We start from the raw sequence: 18,093 nt of genomic DNA, 5'->3' as shown, positions 1-18,093 counted from the left end.
TTCTCCTCACTCCACTATCTTTTGGTCTTCATTATCTAATTGAATAATATTTCCTTCAAAAAATGCATCGACAAATATATCTTCCTCTTTATCGAGGACTACGCGCCAGACAGGCGTCAGCACTTGTGACGATGTTAAGTGTACAAGCGTATAATAACCGAGCTCAACCTTCGTGATTTTGCTGCCAAATGGCAATCTTCCATTTTCATACAACGTCTCAATCGCTTTAATTGGTTGATGAATGTTTTCTTCTTCTGACAGCTCCTCAATATTCTCGAGCAATGTTTGTTTATAGCCGGTAATTCTATTCTCCTTATCTAGATAAAAAGTTAATTCTCCGCTTACGTTCTTATAAAGCTGCTTGCCGTCAATTTGCTGATAATACGTAATCGTTTGCTCCGCCTCATCCACTTTCCAAAAACGATATTGCTCCCCTTGGAACACATGGTTTTTTAACAGCGGTGCTAGTTCTTCTAAATTGAAATCCTCTTTAATCGGAAACGGCTCCTGCAATTCCGATTCAATCGTCGTCTCATTCTTAATTGTGATCGTCTGCCCTTTTAAAATCGTATTGGTCAGCTCCATCAGATCATCCTTAGAAAATTTCCTTGGCGTTGCGCTAATAAGAGCGTTCTTCTTTACATTTTTCGGCAACTCAACATATTCAATTTCTTCCGTCTTCAATTTATTCTCAAAGGACGTCTCCGACACATAATCATATTGGCTCGAGTCATACTTTTTATAAAATTCGTTCAGCAAATAAATATTAAGGATGAGGAAGGTGACAATAAAGATTGTTTTAATTTTGCTCCAATCCATATTCATTCCCTCCCTCAGGCTCATTATTTACTTTCAGCCATTGATCCTGATATTTATAGTACCAATTAGGCTCTAAATGAATCAGTGGATCTTTTGAGGCTCTGGTCATCTCGTAGCCAATAACAAGATCCTGAATAAACTCAGGCTCAATATCTTTCCGCTCTTTAAGTTCTTGCAATATATCGACTCCAGACTTGAGTTCTTTCTCTGTTGACTCTACGCGTCGATTCATTTGAAAATTGTTCCGCTCGTATCGATGAATCGCTGTTCGTCCCCATATTTGCAGGATTTCCGACATGCCATTATTATTGAATATCGGGTAGCCTGAAGCTTCATACAGTCGGAATAAGACCGTTTGCTCCAATTGATCAATATCGACAAAATAGTAATTATCTGTCCACCCTCCATGGCCGTTAACGAAGTCAATACTGTTTTGCAATAAAGTACTTACCCTCCCCGAAATATCTTTTTCTTGAGTAGGATTGACATACTTCAACATATTGGTTTCAAAGTTAACACTTAATAAAGTAGTTGAATCCTTAAACTCCTCTCCATAACTTGTTGCATTGCGCTGGACAAAGCTTGGACTTCTAAACAGGGCGTCTCTGAATTCAGTTCCTTTAATGGTTTCAATTAAGTAGTTATGAGCTGGCCTGGATATGGCTTCAGAAGGAACTAATAGCTTTTTATCATTGCCTAACGTCTCTAACGAGTATTTCATAAAATCGCGATTGGAATCTGCCTCTTGGAAAAACTCTTCTCTAAAGTTGATCACAAAAGAAGAGTTTACTCGAGAGCGGTATACCTTTTTCTCGTCCAATGATACGAAATAAACATACCCGCTGTCTTTCATCACATTTTTCAATTCAATGATGATTTGATCAAAGTGAATCCCGGACATATCCTCGTCCTGTATACCTAAAATATTCTTATAGATTTCCATGGGAACGGAGCTTGGAAACGAGATTTGAGCATGATCATTTTCATAGAGAAAATTTGTTAAGTCTTCTTCTTGAATCGTCACCTGTTCAAAATGGCGATAATTCCAAGTGCTAAGTTCCTTTATAATTCGCTCAATTTCACCTGGATACACAGTCCCATAACGTTCGTCATTGACATGATAAAACACGCGATCGGCCTTAATAATTTGCCTGACTTCCTTCGGAGAACTTATTAAGACACCAGGTGTAATTTTATTTTCATCAAGGGACTCATAGTTTGGTTGATACGTCCAAATACTCCATGTTAAAAAGACACTTAACAACACAAGAATGGTTAAGATGATCGATTTTATATTTTCATATGTCATTCCCAATCATCCTCTTCCGTCTGAACATATGGAAGACTAAAAGAAACGGTCGTTCCCTTTCCTTCCACACTGGTCGCCCATATCTTCCCGCCATGGGCCTCCACCATCTCTTTCGCAATCGCAAGGCCAAGCCCGGTTCCGCCAAGCTTTCTTGTTCTTGCCTTATCAACTCGATAAAAACGTTCAAAAATCTTCTCCAAATTATCTTTCGGTATTCCTACCCCTTGATCAGAAACACTAATGACAATTTGATCGATTTCTTCCTCCATCTTAAAGGTTATTTTTCCACCTTCGGGAGAATACTTCATTGCATTTGAAATAATATTGTCCATCACTTGCGTGAGCTTATCCGGATCGATTTCTACAAAAGTCGGCTGATCCGGTAATTGCCGTTCAAAACTAACATTATGCTCTTTTGTTAGCTCGAATCGATCGATAATGCGATGATAAAAGTCTACAAAATTGACCCATTCTGTCGTTAACTCATAATCTTTACTGTCCATTTTTGATAGCTGCAACAAAGCATTAACAAGACGTATCATTCGCTCTGTTTCATTTTGAGTAACGTCTAAAAACTGTGGAGCAATCTCTTTATCCTTCCAAGCTCCCTCCGCTAACGCTTCTAAATAGCTTCTCATCGTCGTCAACGGCGTTCTTAATTCATGAGAAACATTGGCGACAAACTCTCGACGCTCCATATCGATCTTTTCTTGTTCGGTAATGTCATGAAGTACAGCGATAAGACCATTAACAAAGCCTGTCTCCTTTTGAATCACACTAAAATTAGCCCGCAAAATATATGGCTTTTTCTCCGTACTATAGTTTAAAATGACAGATTCCCTTTCCATCATTAAATCCTCTAATGTGTATTCCTCTTCAATTCCAAGCAAGGTAATAATGGAGGTCGACAAAATTGTTTCACGTGAAACATTCAGCATTTTGGCAGCAGGTTCATTAATGAGAATGACGCGCCCCTTGCGATCGGTCGCAATCACTCCATCCGTCATATAGGACAGAACGGATGAAAGCTTGCGCCTTTCCCCCTCTGTTGTGGCCTGAGCTTCCTGCAGTTTTTTCGTAAGGTTATTAAAGGTCATCGCTAATTCACCAATTTCATCATAGCCATATACCTTAACCTTTCTTGAGAAATTGCCCTTTGACATCGCAATCGCTTGCTTTCTCATATCCGTAATCGGTCTTGTAATCGTTCGCGCCAGCAAAACGACTAAAATAGCAGTAATCGCAAGGGAGATGGCGGTGCCAGACGCGAAAATACCGTTAATTGTCCGCATTTGCGAGTACACATTTTCAACATTCGCTACCAAATGAATGGCACCAATTACCTCATCCTTCACTTTAATCGGATCAACTAAGATCCAAATTCGATTGCTTGATTGGCGGTCAATCATTGTTCGATGATCACCATCATCATCGGAAAAAGCTATGACACGCCAAATCATTCGATCCGTGGAGCGCTGTCCCACTACTCCCTGTTTATATGGATCGGAGGTGCCGATAATTTTCAACGAAGTCCCCTCAATCACACGAACCTCAGAAATATCAGCAGTGTTATTAAAGTCACGCAAAATATTGCGAACATCCTCTTCTAAGGTGGGACCGTTTGCCTCAGGATTTCTTTCCTTCGTCATCTCCTCACCGATATAATAAGAGAGCAAGTCCACCCGTTCACGAATCGATGTTTCAAAATTTTTTAATAATGTTTCCTCTAATTGACGAACAAAATAAGCGCCGATAATTTGCATCGCAATTAAAATTAACAATACGTAAATCAACACAAGCTTTAAATGAATAGAACGAAAAAAACCAACCTTTTTCATCGCTAGGATTACTCCTGTTCAGGATTTCTTAAGTAGTACCCTACCCCTCTTCTTGTCACGATCCAAGTGGGATGACTAGGATTATCCTCAATCTTCTCACGAAGGCGCCGAATCGTTACATCAACCGTTCTAACATCTCCGTAATAATCATAGCCCCATACGGTTTGAAGCAAATGTTCCCTCGTCATCACTTGTCCAATATGCTTCGCTAAATAATGAAGAAGCTCAAACTCCCGATGCGTTAATTCGATTTTCTCCCCACGCTTTGAAACGATATAAGCATCAGGGTGAATGATTAATGATCCAACCGTAATTTCATTTGAATCATCTTCCTCTGCCTGTGAAGCTGTATGCTGATGCCTTCTTAAATTCGCTTTCACTCTAGCAATCAGCTCTCTTGAACTGAACGGCTTTGTTACATAATCATCCGCTCCCAGTTCCAGCCCTAATACTTTATCAATTTCGGAGTCCTTCGCCGTTAACATAATAATGGGCATTTCGTACTTTTTCCGAACTTCCCTGCACACTTCCATTCCATCTCGCTGCGGCAGCATAATATCAAGCAAAATGAGATCTGGCTTAATTTCCTCGACCATTTCCAGTGCTTTGTTTCCATCGTAAGCACAATACACGTCATAGCCTTCCTTCTTCAAATTAAATTGAAGAATATCAGCAATTGGCTTTTCATCATCGACAACTAATATTTTTTTATCCATCTCTGTTCTCCTTTAAGAATAAGATCGAATTGAATTTCATTCAAAACTAAGATTCATTATCAATTTTACAAAATATGTTCTTTCATTACTTTATCATTTTATCAAAGTGAATTCATCTTTTTGTATAATTGAGTTCTCTTCTCTAAAAAAGACTCAAGCAATCCCGTTTTCTTTTAATAAGGTGAGAATGTTGGTTTTTGGGCACATTGTCTGTCTGATTTCATGAAACCTCGTTTGCTCCTACCGTTTCAAGACAATAAGAGGCTTTTCAACATAATTGAAAAGAGCGTGAAACCTTAGTTTCATACAAAATGAGCCAAAAATCGTTTGCTCAACTCAATAAAAGAAATTCGCTGTGCACAGCGAATCAAGACTAATCTCTTCTTGAAACTTTCAAAGTTAAAAGAACGAGTCCCTAGCGATTCTAGAGACTCGTTATCATCCATTATTTTAAATAGTTCAACGGGTTTTCTAAGTTCCCGTTTTTATATATTTCAAAATGTAGGTGTACTCCCGTTGAATTCCCAGTCGAGCCCATAACCCCTATTTTCATGCCTTTACTCACTGTTTGCCCTACCTTCACATCGATGGAAGAAAGATGAGCATACACGGTTTCAAAGCCGTTTTGATGGTTAATGACAACCTTGTTTCCATACCCGCCAGACCAACCAGCCGATTGGACAATCCCATTGTCTGATGCCTTTATCGTCCGGTCACTTGGTCTTGCAATGTCAATTCCCTTATGAAGCTTTCCCCATCTTTGCCCTTGCTTACTTGAAATATAGCCACCAACAGCCGGCCAAGCAAACGAGCCATCGCCCCGTGAAGGAATGACCTTTGTTCCTTTAATGACAATATGGGACATAGGTTCTTGTAAAATATTCTCATCGATCACGACTTTTTGCGTTTGCTTACCATTTTGTTCAGAAACCTTGTAGGTAACTTCCCTTGAACCATCCTTGCCCTCTTGCTTTACCTTCGTGTCACCCTTATACATGGATGAATCTTCTACAACTTCCTTTTCAAAGGGGATTGTTTCCTTCTGGAAAACTTCTTTTTCTACAATTACCTCTACTAAAGGTTGTAAAATCGTCACATTCAACTCTTGATCGATTTTCAATAATGAGTCTTCCTTCAAACCTGGATTCAGTTTGAGCAATTGCTCGAGAGTCATGTCATGGTCATTTGCAATTTGACCAAGAACATCCCCCTCTTTCACTTTATATTTTTTCTCCTCAAGCGTTCCTTTTGTTATATAACTAACCGCTTCATCAACGCTTAATATTTGTTTAGGAGATACTTTGCTTTGTGATAATATCATTTCTTTTGAAAACCGGGCACCCACTACTCGAGTTTCCCCCTCCTTTAATGGAGGCAGAGACTCTTTCTCATTCAATGTTTGTTGCGCTTCTAATTGTTTCCATTCTTCTTCGCTCACGTATTTAAGCTTCAGCGCCTTCATTACTTGATTTGCCGCTGCTTCATCCTTCACATACACAGGAACCTTTTCGTCAATCAAAATTTCCGTTGCCACTGCTTCAATTGATAATAACTTCTCTAGCTTTTCTGCTACGACTTTATCATCCTGATTTGAGAAAGATTCAAAAACATGCTCTGGAACATATGTAAGTTTTGGTCCTATCGCAAGAGGAAGCTGATTGCTGAAATCATCTTTTGTCTTTTCAACCTTGGTTTCCACTACATTCTCAACAATTTCTTTATCGGAAACAGTGCCGACAAATTGATCGTCAACATAAACATAGTAAACGGTTTTAAAGGCAAGATCAGCAAAAGCATGCACTCCTACTCCAAATGTCAAAGTTGCCAATGCAACTGTTGTTATTGCTGCTTTATTAAGTCCTCTAGTTGTATTGCCCGCTAGTTTGGACAGATGTTTAAAACGGTCATTCATTTTTAATCCTCCTAGACTACCGAAACAACCCTAATATTGCTTTAGGCAAAAACGGAGCATCTAACAACGCTTTTTTGCCTTCTTAACTTTACCATAATTCGATATTTAGAGATTACTAGTCTCAAGAATGTAACAAAAATGTATAATAGCTAACAATATACAACAAATAATGTAAATAATTACTATTTACTTAAGGACAAGTTCCCCAATGAAATGGCGAAATATAGGGATATTTCTCTATTTTTTATTCGGCACTAGTAAGATGGGATGATTTGGATAAAAAGTAGGAATATTACTAATTTTTTTACCTTAATGTTGCAATCATGTAACAACAAAACCGTGTTTCTAAAAAGAGGATACTATTGCGGATAAATTGTTTAATCGGAGCATAAAAAAGCTGTTCTTCATGCTCCTAGAGCTTAAAGAACAGCTTTCTTCACATATAATTAATTTTGGCGCCAAGGATTTAAGACCACATTCGTTTGCGAACGGTCAGGACCTACTGAGAAAATTGATAATGGGATCCCCGTTAACTGTGATACTCTTTCTAGGTAATGACGAGCATTAGCAGGAAGCTCATCTAATGATTTACAACCTGTAATATCCTCTGTCCAGCCTGGTAGTTCTTCATAGACTGGCTCACACTCAGCTAACACCTTTAAGCTTGCAGGGAATTGATCCATCACTTCACCTTTATAACGATACGCAACACAAATTTTCAATGTTTCAATTCCTGTTAAAACATCGATTGAATTAAGAGACAAATCGGTAATTCCACTAACTCGACGGGCATGACGGACAACTACACTATCAAACCAACCTACGCGACGTGCTCTTCCAGTTGTTGTCCCATACTCACGGCCAACTTCACGAATTTGCTGACCAATTTCATTCTCCAGCTCTGTTGGGAATGGCCCATCACCTACACGCGTTGTATAAGCTTTAGAAACACCGACAACATGCTTAATTTTAGTAGGACCAACCCCAGAACCTATCGTTACTCCTCCTGCAACAGGGTTTGAGGAAGTAACAAATGGATATGTTCCTTGGTCAATATCAAGCATGACACCTTGAGCACCTTCAAATAACACGCGGCGCCCTTCATCTAATGCATCGTTTAACACAACAGATGTATCAGCTACATAATGCTTAATTTGTTGGCCATACTCGTAGTATTCATTCAAAATATCTTCTAATTTAAAGCCTTCTGTTTCATATATTCTTTCTAATAAGCGATTTTTTTCTTTTAAATTGCGAACAAGCTTCTCTTCAAACACTTCTCTATCTAAAAGATCGGCGATACGAATTCCGATGCGGGCTGCTTTATCCATATAAGCAGGGCCGATTCCTTTTTTCGTTGTTCCAATTTTGTTGGCACCTTTACTTTCTTCTTCAACTTCATCAAGTTTCAAGTGATAAGGGAGAATTACATGGGCGCGATTGCTAATGCGTAAATTATCCGTCGTTACCCCTCTATCATGCAAATAAGCAAGTTCTTTTACTAACGCTTTTGGATCGACCACCATTCCGTTCCCAATGACGCTAATCTTATCTTTATAAAAAATCCCTGAAGGAATTAAGTGTAATTTATATGTTTCTCCGTCGAAACGAATCGTATGCCCGGCATTGTTACCACCTTGGTAACGTGCAATAACCTCAGCATTTTCTGAAAGGAAATCGGTAATTTTTCCTTTTCCCTCGTCTCCCCACTGTGTTCCTACAACTACTACTGATGACATTAAAGAAGCACCTCCATAAGGTAAACAAACTTTTTATTTTCCTTTTCAAACACACCTAGTGTACCAATATTCCCCTTCAAAAGTCAATAAAACACGAACATTTTTTAAATATAATTACTGATTTGTTCGTAAAATATCGATAATATGGATGATTTTGTCGATAATATTCCCTAAATAGCAGTGCCGTATAAGAACCCTTTCAAACCGTAATTTCATTATTTATTTTGATTCTTTTTCTTCAATTGGTAAAAACAACCGCGTTTTAACACCTCTTCAAAAGCCATTTAAACTCATTTCTTACTGCCAAGGATCGAATCAAAATGCAAACGGAGATTTCTCCAAAATTGAACGAACTGAGGTGTGTTAGGACACACGAAATAAAGCTGGAGCTATCCTAAAACCCTAAAACAAAAAAAGACTAGCTCATCGCTAATCTCTTCTTATGCGCCAGAAGGCACAGCAGCGTCATCAAATCGCCGCTCTAAATTGACAAACTTGTTATATTCTTTCACAAAAGCAAGTGATACTGTCCCCGTTGGACCGTTCCGCTGCTTCGCGATAATAATTTCAATGATGTTCTTATTCTCGGATTCTTTATCATAGTAGTCATCACGATATAAGAATGCGACAATATCAGCATCCTGTTCAATACTTCCTGATTCACGAATATCGGACATCATAGGGCGTTTATCCTGTCTCTGTTCCACTCCACGGGAAAGCTGAGATAATGCGATAACTGGAACCTCCAGCTCACGGGCAAGCTGTTTTAAAGAACGGGAAATCTCAGAAACCTCCTGCTGACGATTTTCCCCAGAACGGCCGCTCCCTAAAATGAGCTGTAAATAATCAATTAAGATCATGCCAATTCCATGCTCTTGCTTTAAACGGCGGCACTTCGAACGAATGTCCTGAACACGCACGCCTGGCGTATCATCTATATAGATTCCCGCATTAGACAAGCTGCCCATTGCCATTGTGAGCTTGCCCCAGTCCTCATCTGTTAACGAGCCCGTTCTCAACCTTTGTGCATCAATATTCCCTTCTGCACAGAGCATCCGCATCACGAGCTGCTCTGCTCCCATCTCCAAGCTAAAGATAGCTACATTTTCCCCTGTTTTGGTTGCCACATTTTGGGCGATATTAAGAGCAAATGCTGTTTTTCCCACGGATGGACGGGCTCCGACAATGATTAAATCATTTCGCTGGAAGCCGGCAGTCATTTGGTCAAGTTCAGCAAACCCAGTGGCAATTCCTGTAATATCTCCGACGCGATTATGCATTAGTTCAATATTGTCATAGGTGCGCACAAGGACATCTTTAATATTATGAAAGGCTCCAGCATTTTTCCGGCCTGATACTTCCATAATTTTTTTCTCAGCTTCAACAAGGAGAGTCTCCACTTCATCCTCCCGCTGGTAACCGTCTGTAGCAATATCAGTAGCTGTCCGAATCAGTCTTCTTAATAATGACTTCTCCTCCACGATCTTGGCGTAGAATTCAATATTAGCGGCTGTTGGCACAGAACCAGCCAATTCACTTAAATAGCCAACTCCACCAACATCCTCAAGTAGCTTTGCTGCAGCGAGTTCTTCAGAAACAGTTACTAAATCGACTGCTTTCCCTGCGTCATTCAGCGTCAGCATCACATTAAAAATCTTTTGGTGTGCTGCACGGTAGAAATCCTCTGGGATTAAAATCTCCGTTGCTAGAGTTAGAGAAGAAGGTTCTAAGAAAATAGCCCCTAAGACAGCCTGCTCAGCTTCAATATTTTGTGGGGGGAGTCGATCTGCAAATAAATCACTCATGCTAGGAAAAACCTCCTTTTACAGATGACAAAAATCAAATGTACTCAATCATCACCAAACGCTTGCCTATCGTTTTGGCGATGAACACAATCTATATCATTATTGTTATTGCGATTCTATTGTACGTCAAGCATGATTAACCCATCATAAAAATGTGATCAGCTCAATAACCGATCACATTTCTATCCTTCATTTTATCATGTTTTCATACAAATGGTACTTCCAATATTAGCTTATCCTTCGTTCGACATTACTTTACTTCCTTCACATGTACGTTCAAAGTCGCTGTTACTTCAGAATGCAATTTCACTGGGACCTTTGTGTATCCTAAAGCGCGAATGGCATCATCCAGCTCAATTTTCCGCTTATCCACTTTAATTCCATGCGCTTTTTGGAGACTCTCCGCAATTTGCTTACTTGTAATGGAGCCAAACAGCCGTCCACCTTCTCCAGCCTTAGCGGTTAGTTCCACCGTTAGCTTTTCAATCTCTTCTTTCAGCTTTTTAGCTTCAGCGAGTTCTTCTGCTGCTGCCTTCTCTTCCTTCTTCTTTTGAGCATTAAGAGAGCTAATATTCGCTTGATTCGCCTCAATGGCTAAACCTTGCTTTATTAAAAAATTATGTGCATATCCATCAGCGACATTTTTGACTTCACCTTTTTTGCCTTTTCCTTTAACATCCTTTAAAAAAATCACTTTCATTCTTTCTTTCTCCCTTCTAGATATTCATCTATTGCATCCAATAGCTGCTGTTCCGCTTCCTCTATTTCCATTTCCGGAAGCTGGGTTGCGGCATTCGTTAAATGTCCGCCGCCTCCTAAACTCTCCATGATGACCTGAACATTGACATCCCCTAAAGAACGGGCACTGATCCCGACCACATCATCATTACGTTTAGAAATCACAAAGGAAGCAAGCACTCCTTCCATCGTCAGCAATGTATCTGCAGTTTGGGCAATTAACACTTGATCTAGAACCTGTTCTGCTCCTGCCTTGGCAATGGCAATTCCTTCTTTATAGAAATACACCGTTTCAATCAGCTTTGCCCGTTTTAAATACGTTTCCACATCTTCTTTTAAGAACTTCTGTACAAGTACAGTGTCTGCTCCCTGTCCTCTTAAATATGAGGCAGCATCAAAGGTTCTTGCACCTGTTCGAAGAGTAAAGCTTTTGGTATCAACAATAATCCCTGCTAAAAGCGCTGTCGCTTCAAGCATATCGATTTTGCTGCGCTTCGGCTGGTATTGCAGCAGTTCCGTCACTAATTCTGCTGTTGAGGAAGCATACGGCTCCATATAAACGAGCAGTGGGTTTTCAATAAACTCTTCCCCACGACGATGATGATCAATGACTACAACATGATCCATTTTATGGATCAGTCTTTCTTCAATCACCAATGAAGGCTTATGGGTATCAACTACTACTAAGAGCGTATCCTCTGTCGCGATCTCCAACGCTTGCTCAGGAGTGATAAAGCGCTCAAAGAGCTCCTCATGCTTTTGAATCTCCTCCATTAACCGTCGTACCCCTGTATCAATCTCATGGGTATTAATGACAATATACCCTTCACATTGATTCATTTGAGCAATTTTAAGAATCCCGATGGCAGCCCCAACTGCATCCATATCAGGGTTTTTATGGCCCATAATAATGACTTTATCACTATCAATGATTAAATCCTTTAGAGCATGTGAAATAACACGAGCACGCACCCTCGTTCGCTTTTCAACAGGGTTCGTTTTCCCTCCGAAGAATTTCACTTTCCCGTTCGTTTGCTTGATTGCAACTTGGTCACCACCGCGTCCAAGAGCTAAATCCAAGCTAGATTGGGCCAGTTCGCCAAGCTCTGGCAAAGAAGGAACTCCTGCTCCCACCCCAATGCTTAATGTAAGTGGAATATTTTGCTTTGTTGTTATTTCTCGAACCTCATCAAGGATGGAGAATTTTCCTTTTTCTAATGAGTGCAAGATTTGTTCGTTGAACACACCGATAAAGCGTTCAGATGAAACCCTTTTTAAAAAGACACCATTATCTTGAGCCCATTTGTTCAAAATGGATGTAACGAGACTATTTAAACTGCTTCTCGTCTGATCGTCCATTCCTTGTGTTATGTCATCGTAATTGTCCAAAAATATGATTGCGATGACTGTTCTTTCATCTTCATACATTTTCTCTACTTCTATTTGTTCTGTTATATCAAAGAAATAGAGCAATCTTTCCTCTGAGCGATGAATCACTCTAAATTTACGATTCATAATCGTAATGACTTCCATTTCCACTTCCTGCTTAATGAGCGGGATTAAGGAATCCCCTACGTCGTAGAGAGATCTGCCCACTAATGTTTCCTCTTCAAAGCAAGATGCTAAAAATGGATTGGCCCATTCTACATAATAATCATCATTAAACAGCATAATTCCAATTGGCATTTCCATCAGCGCTTCTTCACCGACTTTTTTCAGTCGATAAGAGAGAGTAGCAATATACTTTTCTGTATCCTTCCGTTGTTGATAATCAACGATAAACAGATAGTAGAAAGGAATAACAGAAAGGACAAATCCAATGAGACTAATAATCCAATTATAGAACGCAAGTATCACTAGAAATACCAAGGTTATAGCCATTAATGCATATATAGGATAGCGAATAGACCTTTTTTCCAAATAAGAAGGCATTTTTTCAGCTCCCACATTTCTATACATCTAATTTCGTTTATTTTTTTGTCTCTAATCGTTTCCTCAAATCAAAACCTAAGTCAATTATACCTAATATCCTTACAATATAAAGAACTATAGGGAAAATGAATGTGAAAACTGTCACTAAAATGGGAATAATCTTCGGCATTTCTTTCACATAAGAAAGATAATAAATAAATGAAAGTCCCTGCAGCACCATAAAGAGCTGGAGAATAAACGATAAATTCATCGTAGCCGTATACAGGAAGGTTCCCTGCTCCGGGTTTAATAGAATTGATATGATTAGCACGAGTAGATAATACCATAGAAGGCTTTTTGGCAATCGTAGCTCTTGAAATGATTTCCATTTTGGAACGGCGATTCCGAATCGCTTTGCAATCGGAAAAGAAAGCAATTCAATGATAAAAACCGTAGTAAAGGAAAGCATGACGAATATACTCGGAACTAATACTTTAAGCATTTCAACACTTGTCTCAAACTGTTCGACCATTTGCGGATCTGGAGCTTGTCCAAACGCCTCCAGCATATTCATAGCCTGAGAAATGGACTGCTCAAAGATTTGCATCGTTTCTTGAATGATATCCATTTCCAAGAAAACAACCGAAATAACATATTGAATCACGAGCGTCAATAAAAATGTCATCGCCCCTGCAATAAACCCTGCCACCCTGCTTTTCTTTTCCCTAATAAAGTCCCCAATGACAATCCCTGTTAACCCATAGGATAAAGCTAATGGAATGGCCAGAACCGTCCCAACGATAAAGGAAATAAATATAGCTCCCAAAAGTAGGACGAGCGAGCTCTTCCGATCATTTTTTGCTGAAAACATAATGAAAGGCAGTGGAATAAATAAATTTACAACTACCCCTAATACAGGTATGTATATCGTTATAAGTAGCAGTACGGCAAAAATCGCCAAAAACAAGGCGCCTTCCGTTAACTTATGAGCATTTTTCACATCTCAACCTCCTGATAAGTCCTACTCCCTATTGTATCTGCCATCCATTCTATCTTCAACCAATAAGAAAAAAGGTGCCTTGAACAGCACCACATAAGCGAAGACGGTTATTTTGATAAAGGAGAAGTAAGGACTTATTACGAAAGCTTACATTTTTCATTTGGAAAGATAGTGAGAAATGTCATGACTCAAGTACATCACAAACCAATAATTATTATTTATTCCTTTTCCTAAAAGTTCTATTCTTAGCCCTATTCCCACAAGCCTTCATTGAGCACCACCTTCCAGTTCCAGGTCGGGAATGATCGACAAAAACCCACTGACAATCATCCGCTGAACAAATTCTAATTCTATGCCATAAATCATCCCTTTTTATTTCATACATGAGGAGAATTAATTTGGCTAAACCCTTTTTTCCGTTTCTATGAACGGGGTGAATTTCCTCAGACTCTTCCGAAAAATAAATTGTAAAGGTAAAATTACCTATAAGCTCGTTTAAAGTATCCATTTCATTTGGATTTTTTATTGTTTTTCTTGTCTCTTCCCTCAACTTTATAGCAAGTTCTAAATCCTGTTCAGTAACTTTTTCCTGTTCTAAAATTAAATTGTGCTCTAATAAAAATGAGTATAGATCTTCAGGACCGTTTAAAAGTTCTACCCCAGGATCCCCCTCAAAACGCATACGTTTATCATAAGTATTTAAAAAACCTGCTATTACCTCAAGGTTTCGGTATTTATCTCCCATTTGGAACACTCCTATTGACTAATAAAAACTTAACCATTAAAATTATTTTAACGGTCACTAACCAATAAAATAATTTTAATGGTCAGGAGGGGTTATCTTATATGGACAAAAAAATATAATAACAGCCATTTGCTGTACAGTTTATCAGGTGTGCAATAATTTTGGCATTTCTTGCTTTCATTATAATTAGATAATGGCCTAATTGGAAATTAAACTCTACGTGGAATTATGTCGACAACATATGTTTTGAATTTTACCATTTATTTAAAATACATAGGATTGGATCATTTCAGTGGCCAATATATTCGTTTTTTTATGTAATCTTGATTCTAAATAAGCGAATATCAACAAATATTCAATGAGCAAACTATTAAACTACTTTTTTAAATATTACGGGGAGGACGTTATATGAATATTTCACCTTTTAATATTAAAATCTCCAATAAACAAATATTAGATTTAAAAAAACGGATAGAATTAACTAGATGGCCAGACGAAATTCCAGGTTCCCAATGGAACTATGGCATACCATTAGAGTTTATGAAGAGCATAATTGGATATTGGAAGGATCATTTTGATTGGAGAATGGTAGAGGAAAAAATGAATATGTATCCTAACTATAAGACGAATATTGATGGAATCGAACTCCATTACGTTCACGTTCGTGGAAGTGGATCTAACCCTTTACCTATTATTATCCCCCATGGTTGGCCTGGTTCATTCTACGAAATGCTGGATATCATTCCTTACTTGACAACTCCTGAAAAATTCGGCGGTGATCGCAATGAATCTTTTGATGTTGTCATTCCATCTATTCCTGGACACGGATTCTCATCATCCTCTTTAAGACCTGGCTTCGATGACCGAAAAGTGGCAGATATTTTTGTAAAATTAATGAATCTATTAGGTTACGATAAGTTTGGAGCTCATGGATATGATTTAGGAGCCAGTATTTTAGGATTAATGTGTTTAGACTATCCAGAAAAAATGATAGGATACCATACAACTTCACCTGGTAATCCTAGCCCTTACATCTCGAAAGACACTGTTTTAACAAAAGCTGAAGAAAAGTTCCTTGCATACTGTAAGCAGTGGTATAATGACGAAGCTGGGTATGCCCATCTACTAGGTACAAAACCTCAAACAATAGCTTATTCTCTTAATGACTCTCCTGTAGGTTTAGCAGCTTTCATTCTCGAAAAATGGTACTTGTGGACGGATCCACCAAGTGGAAATATCTTAAATCACTTTGATAAAGATACTTTGCTGGCTAATGTTTCAATCTATTGGCTAACCGAAACCATAAATGCTTCAAACCGATATTACTATGAAGGAAAATATACGAAATGGCCAGATAAAAATGATTTTTCAACAGTCCCTTTAGGTGTTTCCTTAAATGCTACCCAATACCACGAGCGTCCGCCAAAAGAGTATGTCGAAAGATTATTCCCTAATATTGTTTATTGGAAAGATTTAAATGTTGGTGGACATTTTGTTGCAACCGAAGAACCTGAATTAGTTGCTAAAAGCATACGTTATTTTTTTAATAAGGTTAAGTATAATCTTTCATTATAAAAAGTTATCCCGTATTTTCACTAACAGAAAATACCTTAATTTCCCCTCTTCATTAAACAGCTATATTTTAGACATAAAAACACCCCAAAAGTTAAATTTCACTCTAACTTTTGGGGTACACAAATCATAAGATTACTGTGCTTTTTTTAATACCATCTAATATTATTCTCCAGTAACGTATGGAAGTAATGCCATTGTACGTGCACGCTTGATCGCAACAGTATTGAACCCTTTCAAAAAAAAGCCATTTTCACATTCAGCACCCCTTGCACTCCATATTTTTAATAGTTAACTAGTATAGAAAACTACCCTCTTTTTCATATTCTCTAGTCTATATTGATAAACATCCATTTTTTGTGATTTACTTGTATATGTTTTTCAATTTAATGCAATGAATTTTTTACTCGCCCATTTACTTTATATTAACCTAGAGAATTAAAAAAAAATTCGGTATCAATTATAATAGGGTAGAATTTCTATCTAGTAGTTCAAAAGATTTTAGTGAGCCCAATAATCCTAGCAAAGTACATTCAAATTTAGAGGAGTACCTTAATGAAGTGCAAGTTGAGTTTTTTAATAGCTTCAATTCAGCACAGGAGTTTGTTAAATACGATGACGCAGAAGAGACTACTCACAGAAAAGTTGTAGCACTGATTGTCTCTTCTAATGCTGGCAAAACTCAATATTTGACAGATGAGTACTTTAGAAATTGTTCAAATCCGAATTACGATCATGAAGTTCACATTAATTCAGATTCTATTATTGTTGGCCAATATTATCACTTAAGCTGTTTGAAATGCCAATATTCTTGGGACACTGGTGAACATATATCTATTAGCATGGATTACTGACCTTTTTCGCATGCAATTTACTATTCTAGATAAAGTCGTTTTACTCAACAAAAGAATGTCTTAATTTTTTGGTGTCAACAACGTTTTGAAATTCCCTCTTTTCAACGGTTCTAAATTCCTATTTATCATCGCTAAACTTATACAGGTGTGACACCGGCTTTTTGCTTCTCTCGAAGCCGATAAGAATTCCCTTTTACATTAAAAGTGGTCGCATGGTGGAGAAGGCGATCCAATATGGCTGTGGCTACAATTGTGGGAGCAATTACCGTTGCAGGAGCAGTTGGGGCATTGGCTATAAGAATGTACAACACTTCTAGCTCGGCACATGGTGATATTCAACGTGCATATGAAATTCTTGGGACAATATCACATCAAGCATATTAAAATAAGATTTAATTTTAGGAACCCTTTCTTTAATAAAGAAAGGTTCCTATTTACATAAGAACAAGATATACTTTTGAGTACAATTAATATAGAATAATTAGAAAGTGGTGAATTTAATTATGTTAGTTATAGACATACTTTCGTCTGTTTTCATTGTGTTAATTCTATTCCTACTTATTGAAAAGAAGAGGAAAAAAAGTGAAAAGTTCCTGTTCTATTTTTGTTTATTAATATTTTTTTATCTATTAGGTACATAATATTTGATCAATTTTGGTGTTTTAGCATGCTAAGAATTGTGATAAACATACTGAAAATTTGCTAATTCTAGTAAACCTAATTTTATTCTGACACTACCATATTCTACTAAATATGATATTTGTTTCTATTTGGATGGACAGTGAGAAGAGATTTTTCCTAAGTAATATTGGTGTTCAAGTATAGAAGTGGAACTTGCTGAGTTCCACTTCTTAAAATCAAAAATATAATATTGTTTTAATAACACTAGTAACTTTTTTATTAATGGTAATCATTCCATATGATTTTGAAGCTGCATTTATTTTTTCTACCATGTAGTATAACTCTTTGTCATTATTCAGGAATAGGATTTGTATTAACTCTTTTAATTTATCCTTACTTATAACTTTCCCCAACTCTACCAATTGTTTGATAAGAAACTAATAGAATAAGTTTTTGAAGACAATGTAGCTTTGAAAAATTATTAAAAGAATAGTGATAATATCCCAAATCAAAT

At 37.7% G+C, this 18,093-nt stretch carries 14 protein-coding genes and 1 pseudogene; 3 read left to right on the top strand and 12 right to left on the bottom strand.

Annotated features, from left to right (window positions below; translation table 11 throughout):
- Positions 1-6: 6 nt before the first annotated feature.
- From NST02_RS02215 to NST02_RS02165, 11 genes are all read right to left on the bottom strand, one after another.
- Complete coding sequence (locus tag NST02_RS02215) at positions 7-819, bottom strand: two-component system regulatory protein YycI (RefSeq protein WP_095313901.1); 813 nt, start codon at positions 817-819, stop codon at positions 7-9.
- Complete coding sequence (locus NST02_RS02210) at positions 800-2,128, bottom strand: YycH family regulatory protein (protein ID WP_340947815.1); 1,329 nt, start codon at positions 2,126-2,128, stop codon at positions 800-802. Before NST02_RS02210 ends, NST02_RS02215 begins: the two co-directional genes overlap by 20 nt.
- Positions 2,125-3,966 carry a cell wall metabolism sensor histidine kinase WalK gene (walK, locus tag NST02_RS02205; RefSeq protein WP_095313895.1) on the bottom strand — a complete coding sequence of 614 codons (1,842 nt, stop codon included), beginning with the start codon at positions 3,964-3,966 and terminating at the stop codon, positions 2,125-2,127. Before walK ends, NST02_RS02210 begins: the two co-directional genes overlap by 4 nt.
- Before the next feature lie 8 nt (positions 3,967-3,974).
- Entirely contained in the window at positions 3,975-4,682 is a 708-nt protein-coding gene (gene yycF, locus NST02_RS02200) for a response regulator YycF (protein WP_095313893.1), read from the bottom strand.
- 445 nt (positions 4,683-5,127) lie between these two features.
- Positions 5,128-6,594 (bottom strand): M23 family metallopeptidase, encoded by a 1,467-nt coding sequence (locus tag NST02_RS02195; RefSeq protein ID WP_340947814.1) that lies wholly within the window; start codon positions 6,592-6,594, stop codon positions 5,128-5,130.
- 446 nt (positions 6,595-7,040) lie between these two features.
- The gene (locus NST02_RS02190) at positions 7,041-8,333 is read right to left on the bottom strand and encodes an adenylosuccinate synthase (RefSeq protein WP_095313889.1); all 1,293 of its coding nucleotides are present in this window, start codon (positions 8,331-8,333) and stop codon (positions 7,041-7,043) included.
- Between the two features lie 440 nt (positions 8,334-8,773).
- On the bottom strand, positions 8,774-10,138 hold the full coding sequence (gene dnaB / locus NST02_RS02185; protein WP_095313887.1) for a replicative DNA helicase: 1,365 nt from the start codon (positions 10,136-10,138) through the stop codon (positions 8,774-8,776).
- Positions 10,139-10,388: 250 nt separating this feature from the next.
- On the bottom strand, positions 10,389-10,838 hold the full coding sequence (rplI, locus tag NST02_RS02180) for a 50S ribosomal protein L9 (RefSeq protein WP_095313882.1): 450 nt from the start codon (positions 10,836-10,838) through the stop codon (positions 10,389-10,391).
- Positions 10,835-12,808 (bottom strand): DHH family phosphoesterase, encoded by a 1,974-nt coding sequence (locus NST02_RS02175; protein ID WP_095313877.1) that lies wholly within the window; start codon positions 12,806-12,808, stop codon positions 10,835-10,837. The genes rplI and NST02_RS02175 overlap by 4 nt, the downstream gene beginning before the upstream one ends.
- A gap of 37 nt (positions 12,809-12,845) precedes the next feature.
- Complete coding sequence (locus NST02_RS02170; protein ID WP_095313873.1) at positions 12,846-13,787, bottom strand: YybS family protein; 942 nt, start codon at positions 13,785-13,787, stop codon at positions 12,846-12,848.
- Positions 13,788-14,001: 214 nt separating this feature from the next.
- The gene (locus NST02_RS02165) at positions 14,002-14,532 is read right to left on the bottom strand and encodes a CGNR zinc finger domain-containing protein (RefSeq protein WP_095313870.1); all 531 of its coding nucleotides are present in this window, start codon (positions 14,530-14,532) and stop codon (positions 14,002-14,004) included.
- 408 nt (positions 14,533-14,940) lie between these two features.
- Between NST02_RS02165 and NST02_RS02160 the strand changes: the two genes are divergently transcribed.
- A complete protein-coding gene (locus NST02_RS02160) occupies positions 14,941-16,107 on the top strand; it encodes an epoxide hydrolase family protein (RefSeq protein WP_095313867.1) in 1,167 nt (388 codons plus the stop codon).
- Between the two features lie 557 nt (positions 16,108-16,664).
- Positions 16,665-16,958: a hypothetical protein gene (locus NST02_RS02155; protein ID WP_095313862.1), complete on the top strand. Its 294-nt coding sequence runs from the start codon at positions 16,665-16,667 to the stop codon at positions 16,956-16,958.
- Between the two features lie 137 nt (positions 16,959-17,095).
- Here NST02_RS02155 and NST02_RS02150 read toward each other — a convergent pair.
- Positions 17,096-17,209: pseudogene (locus tag NST02_RS02150) on the bottom strand (ATP-binding protein); the annotation flags it as partial.
- Between NST02_RS02150 and NST02_RS02145 the strand changes: the two are divergent.
- Positions 17,193-17,342 carry a hypothetical protein gene (locus NST02_RS02145; protein WP_170211408.1) on the top strand — a complete coding sequence of 50 codons (150 nt, stop codon included), beginning with the start codon at positions 17,193-17,195 and terminating at the stop codon, positions 17,340-17,342. The pseudogene NST02_RS02150 and the gene NST02_RS02145 sit on opposite strands and share 17 nt — an antisense overlap.
- The last annotated feature ends 751 nt before the right edge of the window (positions 17,343-18,093 follow it).

Source organism: Robertmurraya sp. FSL W8-0741 (assembly GCF_038004005.1).
In the GTDB taxonomy this organism is placed as follows: Bacteria; Bacillota; Bacilli; order Bacillales; family Cytobacillaceae; genus Robertmurraya; species Robertmurraya siralis.
The sequence above is the reverse complement of the archived record's forward strand: the minus strand, read 5'-3'. Positions and strand labels throughout refer to the sequence as shown.